Raw genomic sequence first — 21,843 nt, forward strand, 5'->3', positions numbered from 1 at the left:
TGCGTCCCCGGCTTTCTTCGCTTTCTGCACGGCCCGTACCGGGCGGCGGTGGGACGATGAGCCGGGGCCGCCCCGATCCGGCCCCGGGGAGGCGCGCGATGCGTGAACACGACGGAGCCGTCTCGGAACGGACCAGCGGCGTGCTGGTCATCGAAATCCGCGGTGAACTGGACATCGACACCGTGCTGAGGTGGACGACGCTGATCGAAGCGGCCCTCTGCGAACTGCCCGCACCGCACTTGCTGGTGCTGGACCTGTCGACGCTCGAGTTCCTGACGGCGCGCGGCGCCCGAGGGCTGCTCGACGCGATGGACTCCTGCCGGGACCGTGGGATCACGGGCTGCTTGATCGTCAAGCCGGGGAGCGTGGCCGACCGGGTGGTGCGGCTGACGGGGTTGGGGGACCGGGTCCGGGTGTTCCCGAACCGCCTGTCGGCGATCGCGGCCAGCCAGCCGGTGGCGATGCGCTGGCTCCCAGGCTGACGCCGGCTGTCTGTAACGGGCGGCCGGTTGCGGTGGCTGGGCTGACCCCAGCCGCCGGTTGCGGTGGCCTGGCCGACCCCGGCCGCCGGGTGCGATGCCTGGACTGAGCTCGGCCGCCGGTTGCGGTGCGCGGTTGCGGTGCCCGGGCCGACCCCGGCCGCCGGTTGCGGTGCTCCGGTCGCCGGGCTCGTGCCGGCTGCTCGGTCGCCGCCGGCCGGCGATTGACCCGCGCCGCCGGTCAGGCCGGTTCGCGTACCAGCTCGGCCGCCGCCTCGGCGAACGCCTGCACCCGCGCCGTCGCAGCCCCTTCGCGCCAGACGAGACCCCACTCCAGCCGGGGCGCGTCGCTCAACGGCACGTACGCCACGTCGGGCCGTGGGTAGTAGCGCCGGAGGTGCGCGCCGACCGGGAGCACTCCCTCGCCGGCGCCCGCCAGCGTGAGCAGCTCCTGCAGTCCCGCTCGCGGCCGGGTCACCGCGGTGGGCGCGTGCTCGTCGAGCCACGGGTCCGGCAGCGCGCAGCGCAGCACCGTCACCCGTTCCAGTTCGGCGACAGGCACCGTGTCGCGCCGCGCGAACGGGTGAGTCGCCGCCATCGCCAGGAACCGCCGCTCGCGTACCAGCACCGGGCCGGTGACCAGGCCGGGACCGTCGAGCGGGAGCCCGGCGAGGACGACGTCCACCTCGCCTTCGCGCAGCCACGGCAGGACCTCGGCCGGGCGCACCTCGCGGAACTCGACCTCGCACCCGGGCGCTCGCCGCCGGAACAGCTCGGCGACCCCGGCCAGCAGCTGCCCGCCCGCGGCGTCGCCGAACGCGACGCGCAGCGTGCCGGTGACCCCGCGTCCGGCCTCGACCGCCCGGGCCAGCGCCGACGAGACCGCCGCCCAGGCCGGCCCGAGGTCGGCGAGCAGCTGCCGCCCCACCGGCGTCAGCTCGACGCGGCGGCTGGTCCGGGTGAACAGTGGCGCGCCGACCCGCCGTTCCAGCTTCCGGATCGTCTGGCTGACCTGCGCGGTCGACACGCGCAGCCGCTCCGCCGTGCGGCCGAAGTGCAGCTCGCCGGCCAGCGTCAGGAACGACTCGATCTCGCGCGTCTCGGCCATCCAGCCCCCAGCATCGTTAACCCTCGCTTCACGATCGTGGCACAGAAGCGCGTTGATCGGCTTCGCGGGCGCCGCGAGGCTGGCGGCATGGACTTCACCGACCGCACCGAAATCGTCGACGCGCTGTACCGCTTCGGCCTCGGCCAGGACCTCAAGGACCGCGAGCTGTTCGCGTCGTCGTTCGCCGCCGACGCCGAGCTGGACTTCCGGCCGGCGGCCGCCCGCTGGGGCGCCGAGCCGCCGCTGATGACGGGCCGCGACGCGATCGTCGACACGATCCTCGCGCTGTTCGAGGGCCGCGTCGACACGACGCACCAGGTGACCAACCCGCGCGTCAGCGTCGACGGCGACACCGCGCGGCTGACGGCCCTGGTCGAGGCCCAGCACCTGCTCAGCGCCGACCACGGCACGCACGCGCTGCTGAAGAACCGCTACGACGTCGACCTCGTCCGCGCCGGCGACCGCTGGCTCATGCGCCGGGTGGTGATCGAAAACGCCTGGTACACCGGCGATCCGGCCGCCATCTTCGGGTGAGCTATTCCCCGCGCATCGAGCGGCGGATCTCGGCCAGCCGGTCCTTGGCCGCCTGGTCGCGGTCGGCGATCTGCTTGTCGAGCGTCTCGGCGGTGGTGTCGGTGCCCAGCCCGGCCACCTCCACCGAGCCGACCGAGGTGTTGTAGCGGTTCTCGATCTTGTCCCGGACGAAGTCGAAGCTCGGGACGCCGCCCGTGCTGTAGTCCGGGTCGGGCAGTGGCGGCGAGGGGACCGCGATGGCCGCGGTGGGCGTCTCGTCGACGATCTCACCGTCCAGGACGTTCGGATCGTCTTCGGGTTTGGTCATCGTCGCCTCCTCGCCGCCGGCCGGCCCTTCCGACCTTAGCGCCGATGGCGGCCCGGCGGCTCGGCCAGCGACTCGCGGACGGCCCGTTCGACGAGGATCGGGACGAACGCGTGGATCCGGGCGTCGTCGAACCGGTGCCGCTCCCGTTCGACGAGGGAGTGGACCTCCACCCCCGTGTAGTCCTGCCGCAGCCGGTCTTCGACGATGTCCAGCTGCAGATCGAGCTGTTCGGACGCGATCGTGTCGAGCGTCTGGGTAGTCATGGCAGGTTGAGTACCGCACGAGAAGAACGACAGATGAACTGAAGATGAACGACAGGTGAGACTCGGCCAGTGGGTAATTCGGCCGTGGGGCGGCTCGGCCCGGGTGGGAAATGCTCTACGCGCACAGCCGGTGTCCGGAGGGAGCAGACCATGAGTGCCGGGGCCTACCGCGCCGAAACCACGGAAATGGGGACGGTCGCCAAGGCGGTCGAGGAAGTGGGGTCGTCGTTCCTGTCGACCACCCGCGACCTGGAGGGCCTGGTGCTGGACGCGTTGTCGTTCGCCGGCATCGGCAGCGGGGTGGCCGCCGCGAACTCGGCGTTGCACTCGACGCTGGGCAGCGCGCTGCAGAAGTTCCTGAGCCTGATCACGAACGTCAACCAGAACGTCCAGACGGCCGCGAACGCCTACAACGCGGCCGACTCCGACGTCGCCCAGGCCTACGGCGGCGGCCAGGCGCAGGGCGCGCAGGGCGGCGGGGGAGCGGCGGCCGCGGCGGCGCCGCAGCAGCTCGACCCGCGCGTCGTCGACTCGATCATGCGCTCCGAAGGCGCGACGGGCGAACAGGGCGGCGTGCCCGAGGCGTACGGCTTCCGGCAGAACATGCACAACGGCTACGACCGGATCATCGCCGCGCGCGAGCAGTACGGCATCGGCAGCGCGGAGGAACGCGCCGTCGTCTCGGACCTGATGACGGCGAACGCGCGCACCGCGGGCGCGCTGAACTTCACCGACCCCGGCACCCAGGCCGCGATCATGTCGGGCGCGCACATGCGCGGCGCCGGCGGCGTCCGCGCGATCCTCAACCACATGGCGGGCGACGACATCGTCCGCAGCTCGCGCACCCTCAGCGACACCGCGATCCAGCACGCGCAGGGCCTCACGCCCGAGCAGTTCCAGCAGGAGTTCCACGACGCGCGCATCGAGTACGACCGCCAGGTCTACGGCGACACGACCACCCGCCAGGGCGGGCACACCGCGAACTGGTGGGACCGCTACGGCAACGGGCTGACCCAGCGCTACGACCGCGAGCAGAACGAGTTCCTCGGGTTGTCGCAGCCGCGGGAGTGATCGCGGGTTCGAAGATCGGGAAACTGGGCACCCTACATCGCGTAGCCGAACGACAACGGGAGGCACGCGATGAACCGGAGGATGATCGCACTACTGGGCGGGGTCGCCGCGATGGCGGGGACCGTGGCGTTCGCGGGTACGGCCGAAGCGGCGTCGACGCCGTGCAGTGCCGAAGCGAAGGCCTGTGTCCAGCGCAGTTCGAATACGGCGTGGCTGACGGACGGCGCCGGGAACGTCACCTACGGCGGCGTCCCGATCACCGTCGGACTGCCTAAGTACCCAACGCCGCTGGGCAAGTTCCACGTCCAGTACAAGGACATCGACCACTACAGCAAGCAGTACAACGGGCCGATGCCGTACTCGGTGTTCTTCACGAACACCGGCGTGGCGTTCCACCAGGGCAGCCTGAAGGTGAAGTCCCACGGGTGCGTGCACCTTTCGCACGCCGACGCGGTGACGTTCTACAACTCGCTGCAGCCGGGTGACGTCGTCGAGGTCGTGCGCTGATCCGTCCCTTGTGGACGGTCGAGCAGCGCGCCGGCGACGGCGCCGAACACGAGGTGGTCGAGGACCTGCGGGGCGTGGGGAAGCGCCCGCACGGCCGGGTACGTCCGGCCGGCTACGCAGAGGTCCAGCGCCGCGATCGCGAGCCCGGCCGCCGCACCCCGGAGCGGTCGGAGGCGGTGGCGACGGGCGATCGCGGCGAGGACCCCGGTCCAGAAGGTGGACACCAGGACGTGCGCGACCAGTCCGGCGACGATGCCGGGCCGGTCGCGCCGGCCAGGTAGCAGGCTGCCCGCCGCGCGGGTCGCGGCCAGGACGTCGTGGCCTTCGAGTAGCGCGTGGGCGGTGGAGGGAACGCCGCTGACGATCGCGGCGACGGCTCCGGCGCGGGCGGCCCGGCGGAGCGGCTCTTTCACGTCGTTCCGGGGTGCGCGCTCGCCAAGTACGCGGCCATGCGGATCCGCAACCCGCGGACGTGCGGCAACGCGATCGTGAACTCCGTAGCGGGCCGGTAGCCCGGCCATCGATCTCCGTGCGTGCAGGGACCGGCGAAGTAGACGAAGCCGTCTTCGTCGTCGAAGCGGCCGGGGGACCAGCGCGCGGCGTCGCCCGCCCGGCGGTCCGCGCACGCGGCGCGGGCGATCCAGTACGTCTCGTGCTTCATGACGCGGCGCAGCTGCGCGGCGAACCCCGGCAGGTCGTCCTCCGGCAGGCCGAGACCGCGCGCGCTCCAGACCCGCGGGGCCCGGTCGGCGGAGCGCGCAGGGCAGCCGAACGTGACCTCACCACCCGCGTAAGCGCGGGTCCAGCGCATCTTTTCCGTTGCCAGTGCGGCGAATTCGAGTCCGCCGGCGATCTCCAGCGTCATGGGGGAACGATAGTCGATCACACGCGGACGGGTACCGCCGCGCGGGTGTCGATCACTGATCCCATGGTGTATACAGTATGCAGTAGGCTACCGTGGGCAGAGGAGACCGCCATGTACTCAGTCACCAACCCCGCCACCGGTGAACTCGTGGAGGAGATCCCGAACGCGACCGACGAGGAGGTCCGCGCCGCGATCGACCGCGTCCACGCCGGGTTCGCGGCCTGGCGCACCCGGCCGGTCGCCGAGCGGGCGGCGATCGTGCTGTGCGCGGCGGAGCTGTTCGCCGAACGCGCCGACGAGCTGGCCGCGATCATGACCCTCGAGATGGGGAAGCGGATCAACGAAGGCCGCGGCGAGGTCGGCGTGGTCGTCGACATCTTCCGGTACTACGGCGAGCGCGGGCCCGAGCTGCTGGCCGACGAGCCGCTCACCCTCCGCGGCGGCGAGGCCGTGCTGACGAAGGAGCCGATCGGGGCGCTGCTGGGCGTCATGCCATGGAACTTCCCGTGCTACCAGGTGGCCCGGTTCGTCGCGCCGAACCTGGTGCTGGGCAACACGATCCTGCTCAAGCACGCGTCGATCTGCCCGCGTTCGGCGGCGGCGATCGAGAGCGTGCTGCGCGATGCCGGTGTGCCTTCGGATGCGTATGTGAACGTGTTCGCGTCGAGCCGGCAGGTTCCATGGATGCTCGCGGATCCGCGTTTGGTCGGGGTCTCGCTCACCGGGAGTGAGCAGGCCGGGATCTCGGTGGCTGCGGAAGCGGGGCGGAACCTCAAGAAGTGCGTTCTGGAGCTTGGGGGGTCCGATCCGCTGATCGTGCTGGACACCGATGATCTCGACGAGACGGTCAAGGTGACGGCTACCGCCCGGATGCGCAACTGCGGCCAGTCGTGCAACGCGCCGAAGCGGATGATCGTGGTGGGCGAGTTGTACGACGAGTTCGTCGATCGGTTGGCCAAGCGGGTCGCGGAGTACTACGTGCCGGGTGATCCGGCTGATCCGGCTACGACTTTGCCGCCGTTGGCTTCAGTGGCGGCGGCGGATGAGGTGGCCGGTCAGGTGGAGACGGCGATCCGGGAGGGGGCGACGCTGCGCGCGGGCGGCCGTCGAGTACCGGGCGGCGGCGCTTATCTGGAGGCCACGGTGCTCACGGACGTGACCCCCGACATGGCGGCGTACCACGAGGAAATCTTTGGGCCGGTGGTGCTGGTCTTCCGGGCTGAGACCGAGGATGAGGCTGTTGCCTTGGCCAATGACACGCCGTTCGGGTTGGGGGCCAGCGTGTTCGGAACTGATCGGGAGCGCGCTGTTCGGGTGGCTCGGCGGATCGAGGCCGGGATGGTTTATCTCAACAAGTCGGGTGGGTCCGAGGCGGATTTGCCCTTTGGGGGGATCAAGCGGTCGGGGATCGGGCGGGAACTGGGGGCGTTGGGGATTGAGGAGTTCATGAACAAGAAGCCCATCCGCCTCTGACCTGCTGTTTTATTGCGTTTTGCTCCGCCAGGCCGTCGTCAGGCCGTCTCGGAATCCTGGGCCGTCTGCTGCGGCCGGCGGGGCTTGAACACCCGGTTGGTCGCCGCCCGAGCCCGCTTGTGGCTCGACGGGACGAGATGCGTGTAGATCTGGAGCGTGTAGCCGGGATCGTGGTGGCCGAGGTACTCGGCGACCTCCTTGATCGACACGCCGTTGGCGAGCATCGTGGACGCGAAGAAGTGGCGCATCGCGTGCATCCCGTCCCGGCGTTCGACGTAGTCGAGTCCCGCACCCGCGAAGGCTGGCCGCCAGACGTGGTACGTGAAATTGGCACCCTTGATCACGTTCCTGATCGGCTGCCCCGCGTAGACGCTGCGCTTGGTCGTCCGGGCGATCAGAACGCGCACGGTCTCCGGCCGGCCACCTGGTTCGAGCCAGGGGAGCGTCAGCGTGACCGGCTCGAAGGTGGCCATGTAGTCGTCGATGTCATCGAGCACGCCTTGTCCGAGCGGCACCACCCGCGTCTTGCCACCCTTGGGTGGGGAGAACACCGGCTGAGTGCCGATCCACCGGATCTGACGCTGAACGTTGACGATCATCTCTTCCCGGTCGACGTCGTCCGGGCTGAACCCGAAGATCTCCATCTGCCGGAGTCCGAGGCCGGCCCCGAGCGGCACGGTGACGGTGTACTCGGCGGGCAGCGCGAGCCGCACCGCGCGGACCCGACTGTCCGGCCACGGGATGACCTTCCGCTGGACGGGCTTGGGCCGCTTGACGCTCTTCGCCCGGCACGGGTTCGCCCGGATCTTCTTGTCGTCGTAGGCCGCCTGGAGGATGGCCGAGACGGTGTCGAACAGCACCGCACGCGTGGACGCCATCAGGCCGCGTCCGCCTTCGCTCTTCGGCCGTTCCAACCAGTCGAGCCAATCGCGAATGGTGTCGGTCTTCGCGGCCACCTTGAGTGGCTTGTCGCCGAGGAACGGGAAGATCCCGGTCTTGAGGTGGTTGCTCACGGTCTGCCGGGTCCCCGCGTCGGCGGACTGGCCCTTGCGCCACTGGGCCGTGTAGTCGCGGAACTTCTCTTCGCCGGACTCGGCCGAGATGTACTCACCGGCGAGCACGTCGTGTTGCATCTTGGTCAGGAAGGTCTTTGCTTTCGTGAGTTGCTTGTCCGGAAAGGACTTGCTTCGTTCGTTGCCCTCGGGCTCGTAGTACCGGACCTTGTACCGGTCGCCCTTGCCGAACAGTTCGGTCTTTCTCGCGGACCGGGTGACCCTTGGCGTTGACGACTGGCTTACCTGTCTCGTCCTTCTTCTGCCGCCACCATCGGTCCTGAACGTGGCCTTTCATGAACTCACTTTTCTCTTTGTTGACAGGAAAACTCGCCTACCCCATGCCTCTCGGTTGAGGCATGGGGTAGGTCCTCGTCGTGGGTTGTTGACCGCTATGCGGCTTCTGTCGAACCGTTCAGACTGTCGATCCACTGGCGCACCGTCTCCGGGTCGTACCGAACGTGCTTTCCCAGTCGCACCCACTGCGGGCCGTAGCCCTTGAAACGCCAGTCCCGCAGCGTTTTCACGGGAATGCCGAGGAATGTGCCCAGATCATCCGGAGTCCACAGTCCCTCGACGCTGACGACCTTCACCCGTGCTTCCATTGCTTCCCCCTTTGTCATGCAGCGAGTCCAGTTGCCGAAGTTTCGGGAGGTCTCTCCGCCGCCAGTAGCGCCCGGTCGTACTGGGCCTTCCACGTGATCCGCTCCGCGATCGCGCGCATCACCAGGTGCGGCCGGGGCGGTACCTGCGGGTCCCCGGGCTCGACCTTCCGCCAGACCTGCTGCGACCGGTCGACCTCCGGCTTCTCGATCCCGACCGCCGCGAGCGCCTGGAGCACGAAGGCCCGCCGGTCGGCCTTGTGGTCCACCAGCGTCTTGCCCGACCACTTCCGGGACACCAGGACACGGCGGCCGGGCAGCCCGAGCGTGGTCCGCCGGTGAGCGCGGCCCTTGCAGTGCCCCGGGGTGGTCTTGCCCGTGACGCCCTTGGGCTGGACGCCGTAGAGCAGCCAGACCGCGCAGCGCGGCGAACACGGCGTGACCGACAACTCGGCGTGCAACCGGTCGTGATGATCGGCCTGAGCTGCGCTGTCCGCCTCGACCACCTCACCGGTGGACTTGGTGAGGTACTTGGTTAGGTAGCCGATGTGGCGGCCGGCCTCTTCGGTGCCGCCGAGGATGCCCTTCGAGTGCACCTGGCGGCCGAACCGGACGACGTGCGCCGGCTGCTCGACTGCCTCCACCGCGTCGTCCCACCGGGTCAGCGGCTCACCCGTCTCGGGATCAACAAAGCCGGTATCCGGGCCGTCCCAGACCGGAGGGCGATCGGCGTAGACGATCTCGTCGTGGGAGGGCCACCAGACCTGGTGGTAGGTGGCTTCGGTGACCTGGCGGATCACGTCGTGCGGCACCGAGCCCCGGATAGCCGCGTGCAGGTGCGGGGCGGCCCGACGCTGCGGCTCGACGGTGGCGAAGTACTGCGCGTCCCAGCCGACAACCCGCCGGAGGTTCTGCCACCACCGATCCACCAGCGCCGAGAAGTGCACCGCATCCCGAGCCGCGCGTCGGTAGTCATAGCGGGACGGGTCGAGCGGCGAGCCATCACCACGAACTGGCCCGTAGGTGTCGCAGGTCAGGGTCACGAACATCGACGGCCGGAACTTCCCCGCGAATTCCCGACCGACCGTCGTCTTGCTGACCTTCCGCCGAGGCAGGTTCGGCGCGTCCTGCCGCCGCTTGGTTGACCGCTTCACGACCCGCTTGGTCGGCAGGTCGAGGGCGGGCAGCCGGCGACGCATCCCGAGTTGCCGAAGTTCCGCATCAACCCCGGCGACTTCCTCCCGCAGTTCCTCGGCCTCCGCCTGGTCGTGCTCGGCCACCTCCCGGTACGCGGCCACGAGGTCGGCCCGGTAGGTCAGCAGCTCCTTCTGATCCTCCGAGGGCGGAGCAGGCGTGAGGTCGGGCTCTTCGGTCATGTGCCAGCCTTCGCGGCACTGGGCCTGCCGAAGCGCCTTCGCCTTCCGAGCGCACGGCAGGCACACCGACTCGACCGTGGACCCGCACGGCACGGGCACGTATTGCAGTTCGCCGGTTTCCGTGTCGCCGACTTCCATCGTGAACGGGCGGACGCAGACGCCGTGCTTCTCCGCCGTCGCCCGGATCACGTCGGCCGCGAGCGGGGTCCGCATCCGCTCCGCGCGTGTCTCGCTCATCAGGCCGCCACCTCCCCTGGTGTCGACCAGCCACGCAGCAGGTAGACGGGCATGTCCTGCTTCGCTCCGGCCGGGAGGTCGGGGAACGTGCTCGGCTCGAACGGAACCACGCCGAAGACGCGGACGGGGATGCCGCAGGGTGTCCGGCCGGTGATCGACAGGTGCACCCACTTCCCGTCCCGCAGCCGCCACAACTGCGCCGAGACGTCCTCGGGCGTGTGCGCCCACACCACCAGCGCCCGGGCGACCTCGGACAGGCCATCGGCATCGACCTGGACCTTGATCGGGCTCGACCAGGCGTTGACGTCGACCGTGGCGACCGGCGGCAGCTGGTGGGAGTCCAGGTGATCGCGGATCGCGTCGAGGAAGATCATCAGCCGGTTCACGCGGCCACCCCTTCACCGCCGTGCCGCAGATCCGCGACACCCCCGTTAGTCACGTACGCCTCCAGCGCCTTCACGGTGCTGTCGGAGACCCACCCAGCCCGGATGCGCAGCGGCTCGCGAATGCCCTCGCCCCAGACGTAGCCCACACCGGCCTCCGAGTCGCCGATCCGGTTCGCCCACGCCCCGCGCTCGTACGCGCCGTCACCGAGGACCATCCCGACGTGCGTCTTGGACGTGACCCGCAGGCACACCCGGCGGGTGAACAACTCCCGCACAGGAACGGTGTCCTTGGTCGGCTCCTGCACGTAGCCACGGACCGAGATCCCCAACGCCCGCCCCTGCGTCGTCAGCAGCGCGACACGCTCCACAATGGCCTCACGGGTCTTGCGGTCGGTGTACTTGGTCAGCGCGCCGATCTCGTCGAACTCCAGCAGCTCCAACGGATACTCCGTCGACACCGGAACGGTCCGCAGCCGCCCGGCGAACGTGCGTTTGCGGGATTCCATCTCCTCCACCAGGCCGTCAAGTAGCTCGACCGCGTCCTTCCCTCCGACGGCGTAGCGGGTGAAGATCCCACGTCCGTATGCGAGTTCCATGCCCTTGGGGTCGATGCCGGACATGCGCACCACCCCGGCCCGGATCGCCGAGGCCGCCGCGACGAGCGGGCACCACATGACCGAGTTCTTGCTCGCCCCGGAGGCACCGGCGGTCAGGCAGCGCGCGCCGGAGCCCAGCAGCGGGACCCACCAGTCACGGCCGTACTCGGTCCGCCCGGCCCAGACGTTGCGCAGGTCCACCCCGGTCGAGTCGACGCCGTCCGGAACCTGGGGGCCGGCCACCCCGCCGCTGAGCAAGTCGCGCCGCTGGAAGTCGATCGAGACGACGTTCGGGGCTAGCTCGCGGACCTGGCAGCGAGCGACCTTCCGCGCGACGGCCAAGGCACGGGCGGCCTCGTCGAAGTCCTCCGGCTTCTGGCCGGCCACGAGTTCGACCCGCACCTCGTCCCAGGAGGCCCCGGAGCGGACGCTGAGCACCTTGGGCAGTCGGGTGCCGGAGCGGGTCGAGGTCGAGCGGGAGAGCGTGCGTCGGCGGCCGACGAGGTTCACGTTCACCACCACCGGCAGCGCCTCGTCCCGCGCCGACAGGCCGCAGGCGTGCAGCCACTCCGGCAGCTTCCGGCCGTAGACCGCCCACCGGGCCCACCATGAGCGCAGGGACCGCCAGCACCACTGGTCGAACGAGACGGCGTCGATCACCCACCACGTCAGCAAGACGGCTGTGAGGCCGCCGAGGGTGATCGCCAGGGAGAGCCAGCCGGCCAGCTCGCACCAGGCGTAGACCGCGACCACGACGAGGCTGGTCCGCCACCGGGTCACGACCTGCGCGAGCATCCAGACCACGGCCTTGCACAGCCACCACAGGGCCACGAACACCACGACCGCCGCAGCCAGGGCTTCCAGGATCGAGGCCAGGGCGCGGCCGATCTTGTGCAGTACCCACACACCCAGCCCGAGCCCGGCCAGGGCCACTACCGCGAATCCGGAAGTCATCACCGACCACCCCGCTTCACGTCGACGTTCAGCGTCAGCATCCCGAGGCAGGGGGCGCACTTGGTCTCGTCGGGCAGGAGTTTGGCGAATCGTTTGCAGGAGGCGCAGCGCGTTCGGGTGACCCCCGTTGACGCTCGCCGGTTGTCGTCGTTTAGCGTTGTCATTGTTCACTTCCGCTGGTTGTGGACAGCGCAGGAGCGGCAAGGTTGGTAGCCAGGTTCCGCTTCTGCGCCTTAACGGATCACACGCACCCGCAACAGGACGTGCTTCATCGCCGCACGTCATAGCGTGCGTTTCGCTACTACTGTTGACTTACTGGTCGTCTACATGCGACTAATCAGCGGGCGTCCCTTCCGCCTGAAGTTCCGCCGAGATCTCACCCGCCTTCCGCTCTTCGTATCCGGCCCAGTACAGCGCCTCGTGGTGATGGCCCCGGTCGACGTCCGCGACGGCCTTGTACAGCCGCGCGTTGCCGAGACGGAACGCCAGCCACACCGACGGGTTCGCATCGCTCGGTGGCCGGCGGTCCATCACGACCTCGTGGGCATCGCGCAGCGTCTTCGGCTCAACCTTCCGCACGGTCATGCCTCTCCGCGCGGGCTTCCAGCAGGGCCGCCAGGTCCTCGGCGTGGTCGCGGAGCCGGCGCAGGAACACCGCGCATCCCGTCCAGGCAGTCTGGTCCTCCGGCGGCACCAGCGTCACCACGCACAGCCCACCAGCCAGCACCAGGACCGGCGGATGTGCCGCGCCCGTCCCGGTCTCCTCCACCGTCACCTCGGTACCCGCGCCCACCGTCCAGCGCAGCCCCAGCCCCGCCCACGTTGCCGTCATGTCGTTCCCATTCCCGGGCCAGGTCGGCGAAGCCCTCGGCCGCCGACTCCAGCGCCGCCACGCACCACCACGGCAACCCGCGCACCTGTGCCAGCTCGTGCCACGCCCGAGACACCCGCCGAGCAGCGTTCGCCGTGTTTGTCGCACTCGCCGGCGACAGCACCGCACGGCCGTGCTCCCACGCGGCCATGTAGTCCCGATACGCCTGCTCCCACGCCTCGACCCGCTCGCGGAAGCCCACCACCGTCACGCTGCCTTCGCCGTCTCACCGGACCCACCGGACCGAGACGGCTTCGCGTTGCCGGCGGTCTGCTTGAACCCGGTCGCGCGGAACACGTACGACTGGTACTTGAACTCGCCCTGCCCCGCCACGCGCGGCTCAGCCGTCAGGCCGTCCAGCTCGATCGGCCGCATCCCAGGCAGCGCCTCCAAAGTGGTCGGCACCGGCTGGACGTCGGCGAGCAGCGTGATCTCGAACGAAGCCCGCTTCGCCCGCGTCTCGGCCGGGTCGGTGACCATCACCTTCCACTGCCGCTTACCCGTCACCTCGTCAACCCGCTGCCGCACCGGGCGATTGGCAGCCCGGTCCTCACGCGACTGATACTCGTTGTCCGGCGACACCTCACCCACCATCACCAAACCCTGCGGAAACGCGTCATCGAAGTCGATCCCGAACCGGTGCCCCTTGTCGATAGCCATGCTGAATTCCCTTTGCTCGTATGGATTTCTGGCGCTCAGTCGCGCTCTTCCGACCACTGGTCGCCGAGAGGAGAGGAGTAGGTGCGGGTGCGGTTCTGCGTCTCGCACCACTCGCCGAACTCGTTCGCGGCCACGGCGAGGCTCCGCGCGAACCGCGCGGTGTCCATCAGGCCGCCGATCCGAGCCGGTACCTGGATCATGATCGCGGTTTCATCGCCCCCGGCCACCAGCTGGCGGACTCCCGGGGAAGGTGACACGACGGCAGCGCCGTATCCGACGAGGGGCTGAATCACCACGTGAATGCCCATGTACTCTCCCGATGTCTCGGCTTCCGCGCGTCCGATTGGGCGCGCTGGGACCAGGAGACACCCGGGTGGGAGAGATCACCCGGACAAACTGTCCGGGTGGGTACTAGCGGTCGGCCGGAACGGCCTTCTCGATCGCGTCCAGCATGGCTGACCAGGGCAGATCCCGGCCAGGAGCGGACCGCGGTTCATGCAGCTGCCAGATGTCATCACCGTAGAGCAGGTCTACCCCGACGCGCCGCAGGTTCTCGATGTGCATGCTCCAGAACGGCTGACGCGCGTGGGCCGCGTTGACGCGCGGGAACACGATGACCGGCAGGTTCAGCGTCCCGATTGCTTCGTTGACCTGCGTCAATGCCTGGTTGTCGGCGATGCCGAGGGACATCTTCGCGACGAAGTTCGCCGAGGCCGGCGCCACCAGATAGCAGCTCGGGGCCGGATGCGGACTCTTCTGCGACGGCGACCGGGGCTCGACCCGCACCGGGTAGCCGGTGGCCTGCTCGATCTCGTCGAGCTGCCCGGTCTCAGCCAGCCACCGGCCGGCGGTGGGGGTCACGGTGACCGCGACCGTCCAGCCCGCTGCCTGCGAGGGCTTGATCAGGCACGGAAGCAGGTCTTCGACCCCGCCGGCCCCGGAGGCAACCAACCCAAGAACACGAGGCATGCAGCTACCTCACCGCGCCGCAGCGCTCAGCCAGCGCGAGCAGCGCCGAGGACTTGCCAGCCTTGGCCGGTGCGCGCCGGTACATGGACCGCACGACCTCCCGGACCATGGTGTTGTGCCGGACGATGGTCGGCGACTTCCGCTCGGCCTCCAGGAGTACTTGAAGGGCGTCGTCGTCCTTCGCGAGCAGGCTCAATGCCCGGGCGAAGTCGACTAGGTGCGTGACCTGGCGTTCCACGGGCAGGTGGTCGACGTTGACGCGCGGCGCGGTCTCGATCACCTGGTTGACGTCGCCGAGGTCCAGGGCAGCCGACAGCCGATGGAGCTCGACGTTGGCCGGCCCGAATCCGGTCTGCCAATAGTTGGCGTCCACGCCCAACTGGTCAGCAGCGGTTTTCGCATGACCGAGGAAGTCGTTCGCGGTGGTCCGGTCCTGGTGTCGCGCCGCCGCGACAGCGGTACGGAGGTAGAGCATCCCGTAGAGACTCAGCGCGGCCGGATCGCCCTTGGCCATCCTCGGCAGCAGCCACTTCGCCGCGACGTCGCCCAGCTCAAGCGCGTCGTCGAACCGGCCTACGGCCAGGAGTGCATGCGTGCCGGAGCGGGCGGCCGAGGCCAGAACTAGCGGATCATCGGAGTCGTCCGCCGCCTGCATGGCGCGTTCGGCCGCGATCCAGGCGAGGTCAGCCTCACCGATCTTGCTCAGCGTGGTCGCGGCCAGGTGGTGCACTCGCGCCGAGATGGCCGCGCAGGCCCGCTTGTATCCGGCATCGTCGGCGGAGGCTGGTTCCATCGCCTGCGTGGTCTTGATCAGCACAGGCAGTGCGGTGACGACCCGTCCCAGGTCGCCCTTCTGGTAGCTCGACCAGGCACCTTCCACCAGTTGCCGAACAGGCTGCGGGTCAATGTACTCGGGTGACATGGCCGAGGAGAACAGCGTCCGTGACAGTCGGCGGGGAGCCATCAGCGCATCCCGGATCGCCGGGACGTCGTCGTGTTTGTCCTGCTCTTCCATCAGCACAGGTTCGCCGAGCAGGTCACCCAGGGTCACCCGCAGCGCCCGCGCCAGGTCGGCCAGCACGTCCAACCTGCGGATGTCTCGCTCACCGCGCTCGATCTTGCTCAACCAGTCCTCAGTACGGCCCACCAGGTCAGCAAGCAACGCCTGCGACAGCCCACGCCGCCGCCGGTAGAACGCGATCCGCTCACCGATGCTGAGCTGGTCACCCGCACCACGCATGACACGATACTAACAGTGGGCGGAGTAACGTCTAGCTGCAACGGTCAAACCGATCTATCTAGCGAACTAGTCTCGCCCAACTACCTGAATGACGTGTTTCCGCCAACAGGGCATCGTCGACACGCCACCTGGCCGGCCACATCTCCGAGATATCCGTCCGTGGTAACCGTGCAATCGCACCGTCAAATCTTGGACCGGTCTCGAATTTTGCTTCAGCAAAGCTGATGCGCGAAGCAAAACTTGCGCCATTGAATCTAAGGCTCGACATGAATCTGCCTCCTTGGAAATTGGCGAGGCCATGGAAAAATGCATCATCAAATCTCGCGTCTGCTCGGAACGTCGCGCGTTCGAATCGGCATTCATGGTCACCAAATTCGACAAATCTGAACCAGCAGACCTGCCTGAAGGTTACGCCAGTGAAATGAACTTCTTTAAGGAAAACGACGCCGTCAAATCTGATCGATTCATGAAATGTTGCACCCATAAAGGAAGTTAGATTTGAGAAGAGGGTGCCCTCAAAAGTTATGGAAGACCAGAAAGTGGTGTCCCAAAACTTGCAAAAGTTGCCAAAATGGACGCCTTCAAATTTGGATGCAGCGTCGAAGGCGGCCGAGGTGAAGTCGCATTCGGATTCAAATGCGCAAGCATTGAACGTGGTTTCGCCTTTGAACTTCACGCTCTCGAAAGCGGTAGGTGCGATGAAGCGAGATTTCTCAAAGGATGCATTACCCTCAAAAATCGCGTTGTCAAAGGTGCAGGCATCTCTAAAGGTCGCATCGCCAAACTTGACTTCATCTATGAAATGGCATTCGGAGAAATTGACGCCGTCATCAAATCTAGAGGCCCAAAAGTGGGCAGAACTCTTGAATACCGCCTCGCTGAAGTCTGCGAGTCCCTGGATGTGTGCATCATCCAGCCATACATCCTCTTCGAAAACTGTTCCCGAGAAGTCTGCTAACCCGACGAACTGAGATCTTGTGAATGTTGCCTTTGATACATGGCAGGAACTAAGGTCAAAATCAACTAGTGTAGCTTCCGTCAGATCAAGCTCCATGCCGTCCCAGAATCTAATGTTTCGCGCCCTGCCAAATCTATTCTTGTCGGCATAAAGATGGTCGCTCAGTATGGCCTGGGCGGTTAGTCGAACTTGAAGCTCTTGGCGTTTGACTTTCAGACTTGAAGGATGGCGATCCCGACTAGGAAAAATTCTACGCCGCCGATTCACGATTTCTCTCGGGAGTCGATTCGGTACACTTGTAAGATTTGGCGGGCAAGTAAATGGCATGCGGAGATAGGCGCATATTATCTTGACGATTGTCTGCCTGTGCTCAGGATTGTCTTGGGCGAGACGCTCCAAAGAGTGAAGACTTGCCATTCTTACCACGGGATCCTTGTCGGCGCCGAGTTGCTCTGCCGCCTTGGTGTACAGTTCCGTTACTCGACGCTCAGTTGCATCTTGTTCTGTATGCTCTTGAGTTCTCTCGGTTAGCCATTGTCGTCGTGCATTCAAGCCAAGCGCGATAACTGCACCGGCGCCTGCGCCGACCGTAAGACCAGTCTTTATTGACTCAAGCTTTAGTGTCGGGTTACCGGCTCCGCCGGCTGGAGTCGAAACGTTTGCTAGTAACCAATTGATAGCAATCCATGTAACGCCAGCAACTACGACCACGCAAGCGGCAATAACCCACCATCTAATTGGTCGAACCGCGTTCCTTTTATCAATCGACGCTGACGGCGAAAAGACGCGACGTGCACCTGATATGCAGCTTAAAGTCGCTACAATAATGACACTGATGTACAAGATCCAGTGGCGGAACCAGTCGCCGGAAGGGAACCAATCGGAAGAAACATTTAGCGTGTACCAAGCGCCACAAAAAAGTATAACTCCAACCAGGAGAAGAATGAACCCTTCGCCTCTATAAGTACGCTGTCGCATCCGGCCATCCTCTGCCTCGACGCCTTAATAGCTGCCGAATTCCGCTCTATGGGATCAAGGCGCGCCGCCAGCGGCGGCGCGCACGTCACCACCCGTGCGGCGGGCCCGCCCTCATTCGACACGGACGGCCTGGCGCTCCGCTTCGGCCGCCGGTCGCCGGGCGGCCCGCCGGAAGGCTGGCCGCGTACGCGCGCCGCCGCAAGCTGGTTGATCCACTCGTCCCCATACGGCCAGAGACGTCGGCGAGTCGATCAGTGTTACGCCGGATCAGGCCACGATCGGGTGACCGCTCCCTCGTTAGCGATCGTTTAACACCGGCCGACCGCCATCAAGGGCGCCTACGGCGTCGCTGCGCGATGGGCGCAAGCACCCACCCTTGATACCGGCCCTCCGGCGCTAATGGCAGCGGGGACGAGGAAGACCGGGGAGGTCTGCCACCAGGCCAGACGAGCACATGGGCAGCGAGAAGCCAGGCCGTCTACAGGCCGTCAGACGTCCAGACAGGCCCGGACGCGACCGGACGCAAAAGAGCAGGTCAGAGGCGGTGTGCCCAAGTACGTCGCCAGGCCCGTTGACCGCCCGGATAGTTCATGAACAAGAAACCCATCCGCCTCTGAACGCCAGTCGCAGGCTCAGGGGATGATGCCCTTCGAGTTCAGTGCGTCCGTCAGCCGGTCGCGTAGTTCTTGTGCCGTTGCCTGGACGTCTATCTCCGCCGGGGGTGACAGCACCTTGGAAATCACCGTCGACAGGTTCTGGTATGCCGGGGTCAAGGGGCGGACCGCCGCGTCCGTCAACGCCGCCTGGATGTCGCCCTTCATCGGGTACTGGTCGGCCATGGTCGGGTTCTCCTTGGGGTCCGGCGGCTTTGCCGGGTCCAAGGGGGCGTTGTCCTGGTAGATCGAGGCGATGCTCGGCGGGATTCCGTCCACCAAGGCCTGGTACTTCTGCGAAGTCGCGTTTCGCAGGCACAGCGCCGCCTCGAACGCCTCCGGCTTGTGCTGCGAGTACGTCGATACCGCCAGGTTGAAGCCGCCGATCGTGACGCGGCTGGGCTGGCCCGGTGCCACCGAGGGGTACCTCGTCCACTTGAAGTGCGGCAGGTCCTGGGGCTTCTCCTTCGCGTAGGACGCGTACACGAACGGCCAGTTCAGCTCCGTCGCCGCCTGGCCGCGCTGGAACGCCTGGCGGATGTCGTCTTCCTTCTGGTTCGTCAGCGACGGGTCCGTGATGCCGGCCGTCGTGAGCTTCTTCAGCAGCTCCAACGCTCGCACCGCGCCGTCGTCCATCACCACGGACTTGCCGTCGTCGGACAGGATGTGGCCGCCCGACGAGGCGACCAGCGTGTTGTAGAAGACCACCAGGCCTTCGTACTGCGCGCCGGTGAACACCACCTGGTACGGCTTGCCGGCCGCCTTCAGCTGCTGCGCCTGCGTCATCAGCTCGTCGAACGACTTCGGCGGCGCCGGCGTGATCCGGTCGTCGTACCAGAGGAGCTGGACGTTCGTGTTCTTCGTCGCGCCGTACAGCTTTCCGTTCCACTTCGCGGTGGCCAGCGGCCCGGGCAGCACGTCGCGCGTGGCCGCCGCCGCGTTCGCGCCCGTCCACTCCTCGGCCCAGCCCGCTTCGGCGAACTCCGGCACCCACGTGACGTCGAGACCGAGCACGTCCAGCGAGGTGTCGCCCGCGGCGAGCCGGCGGACCATCTGCTCGCGCTGGCCGTCCGCGCCGCGCGGCAGCTTGTTGTAGACGATCTTGTACCGGCCCGCGGCCTCCTGCGTGCACCGGTCCACCACCGTCTGCAGGTGGTCCTCCGGCGAGATGTACAGGTTGATCGTCAGGCCGCTCGCCGACGAGCACGCGGCCAGCGCGCTGGCGGCCAGCAGGGTCGCAGCGGTGAGCGGGAGGAGCTGGCGCATGTCGGCCTCCTTGCGGACAGGCGACGCCATTGCAAGCGCTTGCATCGATGATTAGCCTTGATCAAGCCGGGTGTCAATGGCTGAGACGCGGATGGTTGCAAGCGCTTGCAACGAACGGGGCAGGAGATGCCGGACAAGCTCGACGACGTGGCGCGGCTCGCGGGCGTCTCGGCGGCGACCGTGTCGCGGGCCCTGCGCGGGGTGCCCGGGGTCGCCGAGCGGACCCGGACGCGGGTGCTCGCGGTCGCCGCCGAGCTCGGCTACGCCGTCTCGCCCGCCGCGTCGAGCCTGGCCACCGGGCGGACCGGGACGGTCGGCGTGATCGTGCCCTACGTCGACCGCTGGTACTTCGCGCGTCTCATCTCCGGGGTCGAGCGGGTGCTGCGCGAGGCCGGGATGAGCATGCTGCTCTACAACCTCGGCGACGACCCTGGCCGCGCGCGGTTCTTCGCCGGCCTGCCGCTGCGCCGCCGGGTCGACGCGGTCCTCGTGCTTTCGCTGCCGCTGCGGGAATCCGAACGCGAACTGCTGCAGGGGCTCGGCACGCCGGTCGTCACGATCGGCACCGAGGAGCCCGGCGCGGACTCCGTCGGGATCGACGACCACGGGGCGGCGGTCACCGCGATGCGCCACCTCGTCCAGCTCGGCCACCGCGAGATCGCGTTCATCGGCGAGAGCGCCCCGATCCCGCTCGGGTTCACGGCGCCGCTGCGGCGGCTGGCGGCCTACCGCGAGGTCTACCACGGCGTCTGCCGGGAGGACGGCCGCGTGCCGGACCCCGCGTTCGAGACCGGCGGCGGGTTCACCGTCGCGGGCGGGGAACGCGCGATGGGCGCGCTGCTCGGCCTGCGCCGCCGGCCGACCGCGGTGTTCGCCGCGTCGGACGAAATGGCGTTCGGAGCGCTGCGGACGCTGCGCCGGGCCGGGCTGCGGGTGCCGGCGGACGTCTCGGTGCTCGGGTTCGACAATCACGACCTCGCCGACCTGCTCGAGCTGAGCACGGTCGCGCAGCCCGTCGCCGAGCTGGGCGAGCGGGCCGGACGCCTGATCCTGGCGCGATTGTCCGGCGGAAAAATCGCGACATCGCCGTCGATTCTCGGGACACGACTAGTCCTTCGCGGCAGTACCGCCCCACCACCGGGGCGTTGACCTGCGCTTTTTCCGGCGTTGCTCTGTTCGGTCGATTGCGGCCTACTCGATCATTAGGTCAAATAATCGCCGACAAGGATTAATCGCCGTGAGGAGCTGGCTGTGCACTGGGGGTCCGTGCTCGAAGAAGGCGGGGCGGGGATGGTCCGCCCGTACTTCCGCACCCATGGCCGCACGCGTCCGACCCGGGACCTCCCGATCGAGACGCTCGTGTCGATCACCCAGCGGGGGCGGGCGGTCGTGCGGGGGAGCACGACGGAAGAGACGGAGATCTGCGCGCTGCTGCGGACCTCCCAGTCGGTCGCCGAGGTCGCGGCGCGGCGGCGGATCCCGCTGGGGGTGGCGCGGGTCCTGCTGTCGGACCTGGCCGATCGCGGGCTGGTCGCGGTGCACAGCGCGCGGCGCGGGTCGGGCAACCGGCCGAGCCTCGAACTGATGGAACGCATCCTCCACGGCCTCAGCCGGCTGTGAACTCCCGGACCAGCCGCGCGAACTCCGCCGGCTGGTCGAGCGGCAGCAGCGTGTAGCTGTCGGCCACCTCGGCGAGCTTTCCCTTCGGCAGCAAGGCGGTCAGCCGCTTCCCGTGCTCCGGGGGCATCACGCGGTCCTCGCTCGCCCAGGCGACCAGCACCGGCCGGTCGAACGACGGCAGCCGCTCGGCCACCTCCTGGAGAACCCCCGGGGTCGCGGCGAAAGCCCGCAGCATGCGAACCGTGTCCCGTCGGACGTCCGCCTGGCTCAGCACTGGCCGGAGCCAGCCCGCGGACACCGCGTCACCGCGTTTGGTCAGCCAGCCGAACGCGATCGGGAGCCGCCGGACCGCGCGCAGCCGCATCTGCTGCATGAACAGCCCGAACAGCGCCGGCGACAGCTTTCCCGTCAGGAACAGCGTCTTGCCGGTGAGCCCGGGCGGGAAGTTGTCGAACGCGTCGCACGACGCCAGCACGACCCGGCTCACCCGCGCGCAGCCGTCCGCCATGACCAGCTGGACCAGTGCTCCGCCGGTGTCGACGCCGACCAGCGTGACGTCCCGCAGGTCGAGGCGCTCGAGGAACTCGGTGAGCAACGCGGCGATCCCGGGCAGCGACAGGTCGGCCTCGGGCCGCATCGGGTGCCGGTGCGCGCCCAGCGGCAGCGTGGGGACGACGCACCGGTGGCCCGCCAGCGACACGACCGCGCTTTCCCACAACGTGCCGTCCATCAGCAGGCCGTGGACGAACACGAGCACGGGGCCCGGCCCGCCCGTGTCGGTGTACTCGACGGTTCCCGCCCCCAGCTCGATCTCCATG

General features: G+C 67.9%; 26 protein-coding genes. 7 read left to right on the forward strand and 19 right to left on the reverse strand.

The window, feature by feature from the left end; all coding sequences use genetic code 11:
• Positions 1-98 precede the first annotated feature (98 nt).
• Positions 99-482 (forward strand): STAS domain-containing protein, encoded by a 384-nt coding sequence (locus ACIRSS_RS22380; RefSeq protein WP_400897844.1) that lies wholly within the window; start codon positions 99-101, stop codon positions 480-482.
• Positions 483-720: 238 nt separating this feature from the next.
• On the opposite strand, the gene ACIRSS_RS22385 is transcribed toward ACIRSS_RS22380, so the two are convergent.
• Positions 721-1,587 (reverse strand): LysR family transcriptional regulator, encoded by an 867-nt coding sequence (locus tag ACIRSS_RS22385; protein ID WP_400897845.1) that lies wholly within the window; start codon positions 1,585-1,587, stop codon positions 721-723.
• Positions 1,588-1,674: 87 nt separating this feature from the next.
• Here ACIRSS_RS22385 and ACIRSS_RS22390 point away from each other — a divergent pair, with 87 nt between their 5' ends.
• On the forward strand, positions 1,675-2,121 hold the full coding sequence (locus ACIRSS_RS22390) for a nuclear transport factor 2 family protein (RefSeq protein WP_400897846.1): 447 nt from the start codon (positions 1,675-1,677) through the stop codon (positions 2,119-2,121).
• Between the two features lies 1 nt (position 2,122).
• Here the strand turns inward: ACIRSS_RS22390 and ACIRSS_RS22395 are convergent, their stop codons facing one another.
• Positions 2,123-2,428, reverse strand: a complete 306-nt coding sequence (locus tag ACIRSS_RS22395; protein ID WP_400897847.1) for a hypothetical protein — start codon at positions 2,426-2,428, stop codon at positions 2,123-2,125.
• A 35-nt stretch (positions 2,429-2,463) separates the two neighbouring features.
• Positions 2,464-2,691, reverse strand: coding sequence for a three-helix bundle dimerization domain-containing protein (locus ACIRSS_RS22400; RefSeq protein ID WP_400897849.1), 228 nt, complete (start codon positions 2,689-2,691; stop codon positions 2,464-2,466).
• 150 nt (positions 2,692-2,841) lie between these two features.
• Here ACIRSS_RS22400 and ACIRSS_RS22405 point away from each other — a divergent pair, with 150 nt between their 5' ends.
• Positions 2,842-3,762, forward strand: coding sequence for a hypothetical protein (locus ACIRSS_RS22405; protein ID WP_400897851.1), 921 nt, complete (start codon positions 2,842-2,844; stop codon positions 3,760-3,762).
• 81 nt (positions 3,763-3,843) lie between these two features.
• Entirely contained in the window at positions 3,844-4,269 is a 426-nt protein-coding gene (locus ACIRSS_RS22410) for a L,D-transpeptidase (RefSeq protein ID WP_400897853.1), read from the forward strand.
• Here ACIRSS_RS22410 and ACIRSS_RS22415 read toward each other — a convergent pair.
• Entirely contained in the window at positions 4,224-4,682 is a 459-nt protein-coding gene (locus ACIRSS_RS22415) for a hypothetical protein (RefSeq protein WP_400897855.1), read from the reverse strand. The two genes, ACIRSS_RS22410 and ACIRSS_RS22415, sit on opposite strands and share 46 nt — an antisense overlap.
• Positions 4,679-5,134: a hypothetical protein gene (locus tag ACIRSS_RS22420; protein ID WP_400897857.1), complete on the reverse strand. Its 456-nt coding sequence runs from the start codon at positions 5,132-5,134 to the stop codon at positions 4,679-4,681. Before ACIRSS_RS22420 ends, ACIRSS_RS22415 begins: the two co-directional genes overlap by 4 nt.
• A gap of 111 nt (positions 5,135-5,245) precedes the next feature.
• Between ACIRSS_RS22420 and ACIRSS_RS22425 the strand changes: the two genes are divergently transcribed.
• Positions 5,246-6,607: an NAD-dependent succinate-semialdehyde dehydrogenase gene (locus ACIRSS_RS22425; protein ID WP_400897859.1), complete on the forward strand. Its 1,362-nt coding sequence runs from the start codon at positions 5,246-5,248 to the stop codon at positions 6,605-6,607.
• Positions 6,608-6,645: 38 nt separating this feature from the next.
• Here the strand turns inward: ACIRSS_RS22425 and ACIRSS_RS22430 are convergent, their stop codons facing one another.
• From ACIRSS_RS22430 to ACIRSS_RS22490, 13 genes are all read right to left on the reverse strand, one after another.
• Entirely contained in the window at positions 6,646-7,740 is a 1,095-nt protein-coding gene (locus ACIRSS_RS22430; protein WP_400897861.1) for a tyrosine-type recombinase/integrase, read from the reverse strand.
• A gap of 311 nt (positions 7,741-8,051) precedes the next feature.
• Positions 8,052-8,264, reverse strand: a complete 213-nt coding sequence (locus ACIRSS_RS22435; protein ID WP_400897863.1) for a helix-turn-helix transcriptional regulator — start codon at positions 8,262-8,264, stop codon at positions 8,052-8,054.
• A gap of 14 nt (positions 8,265-8,278) precedes the next feature.
• Positions 8,279-9,874: a replication initiator gene (locus ACIRSS_RS22440; RefSeq protein ID WP_400897865.1), complete on the reverse strand. Its 1,596-nt coding sequence runs from the start codon at positions 9,872-9,874 to the stop codon at positions 8,279-8,281.
• Positions 9,874-10,260 carry a hypothetical protein gene (locus ACIRSS_RS22445; protein ID WP_400897867.1) on the reverse strand — a complete coding sequence of 129 codons (387 nt, stop codon included), beginning with the start codon at positions 10,258-10,260 and terminating at the stop codon, positions 9,874-9,876. The genes ACIRSS_RS22440 and ACIRSS_RS22445 overlap by 1 nt, the downstream gene beginning before the upstream one ends.
• On the reverse strand, positions 10,257-11,810 hold the full coding sequence (locus ACIRSS_RS22450) for a cell division protein FtsK (RefSeq protein ID WP_400897869.1): 1,554 nt from the start codon (positions 11,808-11,810) through the stop codon (positions 10,257-10,259). The genes ACIRSS_RS22445 and ACIRSS_RS22450 overlap by 4 nt, the downstream gene beginning before the upstream one ends.
• A 333-nt stretch (positions 11,811-12,143) precedes the next feature.
• On the reverse strand, positions 12,144-12,395 hold the full coding sequence (locus ACIRSS_RS22455) for an AMED_5909 family protein (protein ID WP_400897871.1): 252 nt from the start codon (positions 12,393-12,395) through the stop codon (positions 12,144-12,146).
• On the reverse strand, positions 12,376-12,642 hold the full coding sequence (locus ACIRSS_RS22460) for a hypothetical protein (RefSeq protein WP_400897873.1): 267 nt from the start codon (positions 12,640-12,642) through the stop codon (positions 12,376-12,378). The genes ACIRSS_RS22455 and ACIRSS_RS22460 overlap by 20 nt, the downstream gene beginning before the upstream one ends.
• A gap of 246 nt (positions 12,643-12,888) precedes the next feature.
• The gene (locus ACIRSS_RS22465) at positions 12,889-13,341 is read right to left on the reverse strand and encodes a hypothetical protein (RefSeq protein ID WP_400897875.1); all 453 of its coding nucleotides are present in this window, start codon (positions 13,339-13,341) and stop codon (positions 12,889-12,891) included.
• A gap of 35 nt (positions 13,342-13,376) precedes the next feature.
• Positions 13,377-13,541 (reverse strand): hypothetical protein, encoded by a 165-nt coding sequence (locus ACIRSS_RS22470; RefSeq protein ID WP_350602121.1) that lies wholly within the window; start codon positions 13,539-13,541, stop codon positions 13,377-13,379.
• A gap of 211 nt (positions 13,542-13,752) precedes the next feature.
• On the reverse strand, positions 13,753-14,310 hold the full coding sequence (locus tag ACIRSS_RS22475) for a flavoprotein (protein WP_400897877.1): 558 nt from the start codon (positions 14,308-14,310) through the stop codon (positions 13,753-13,755).
• A 4-nt stretch (positions 14,311-14,314) separates the two neighbouring features.
• Complete coding sequence (locus ACIRSS_RS22480) at positions 14,315-15,550, reverse strand: helix-turn-helix domain-containing protein (protein WP_400897879.1); 1,236 nt, start codon at positions 15,548-15,550, stop codon at positions 14,315-14,317.
• Between the two features lie 58 nt (positions 15,551-15,608).
• Entirely contained in the window at positions 15,609-17,486 is a 1,878-nt protein-coding gene (locus ACIRSS_RS22485; RefSeq protein ID WP_400897881.1) for a pentapeptide repeat-containing protein, read from the reverse strand.
• Positions 17,487-18,118: 632 nt separating this feature from the next.
• Positions 18,119-19,405 carry an ABC transporter substrate-binding protein gene (locus tag ACIRSS_RS22490; RefSeq protein ID WP_400897883.1) on the reverse strand — a complete coding sequence of 429 codons (1,287 nt, stop codon included), beginning with the start codon at positions 19,403-19,405 and terminating at the stop codon, positions 18,119-18,121.
• A gap of 126 nt (positions 19,406-19,531) precedes the next feature.
• Here ACIRSS_RS22490 and ACIRSS_RS22495 point away from each other — a divergent pair, with 126 nt between their 5' ends.
• Both ACIRSS_RS22495 and ACIRSS_RS22500 read left to right on the forward strand, forming a co-directional pair.
• Positions 19,532-20,554 (forward strand): LacI family DNA-binding transcriptional regulator, encoded by a 1,023-nt coding sequence (locus ACIRSS_RS22495; protein WP_400897885.1) that lies wholly within the window; start codon positions 19,532-19,534, stop codon positions 20,552-20,554.
• 102 nt (positions 20,555-20,656) lie between these two features.
• Entirely contained in the window at positions 20,657-21,025 is a 369-nt protein-coding gene (locus tag ACIRSS_RS22500) for a DUF742 domain-containing protein (RefSeq protein ID WP_400897887.1), read from the forward strand.
• On the opposite strand, the gene ACIRSS_RS22505 is transcribed toward ACIRSS_RS22500, so the two are convergent.
• Positions 21,012-21,842 carry an alpha/beta fold hydrolase gene (locus ACIRSS_RS22505; protein WP_400897889.1) on the reverse strand — a complete coding sequence of 277 codons (831 nt, stop codon included), beginning with the start codon at positions 21,840-21,842 and terminating at the stop codon, positions 21,012-21,014. The genes ACIRSS_RS22500 and ACIRSS_RS22505 overlap by 14 nt on opposite strands.
• Position 21,843: the final 1 nt, after the last annotated feature.

The organism is Amycolatopsis sp. NPDC101161 (assembly GCF_044768185.1).
In the GTDB taxonomy this organism is placed as follows: domain Bacteria; phylum Actinomycetota; class Actinomycetes; order Mycobacteriales; family Pseudonocardiaceae; genus Amycolatopsis.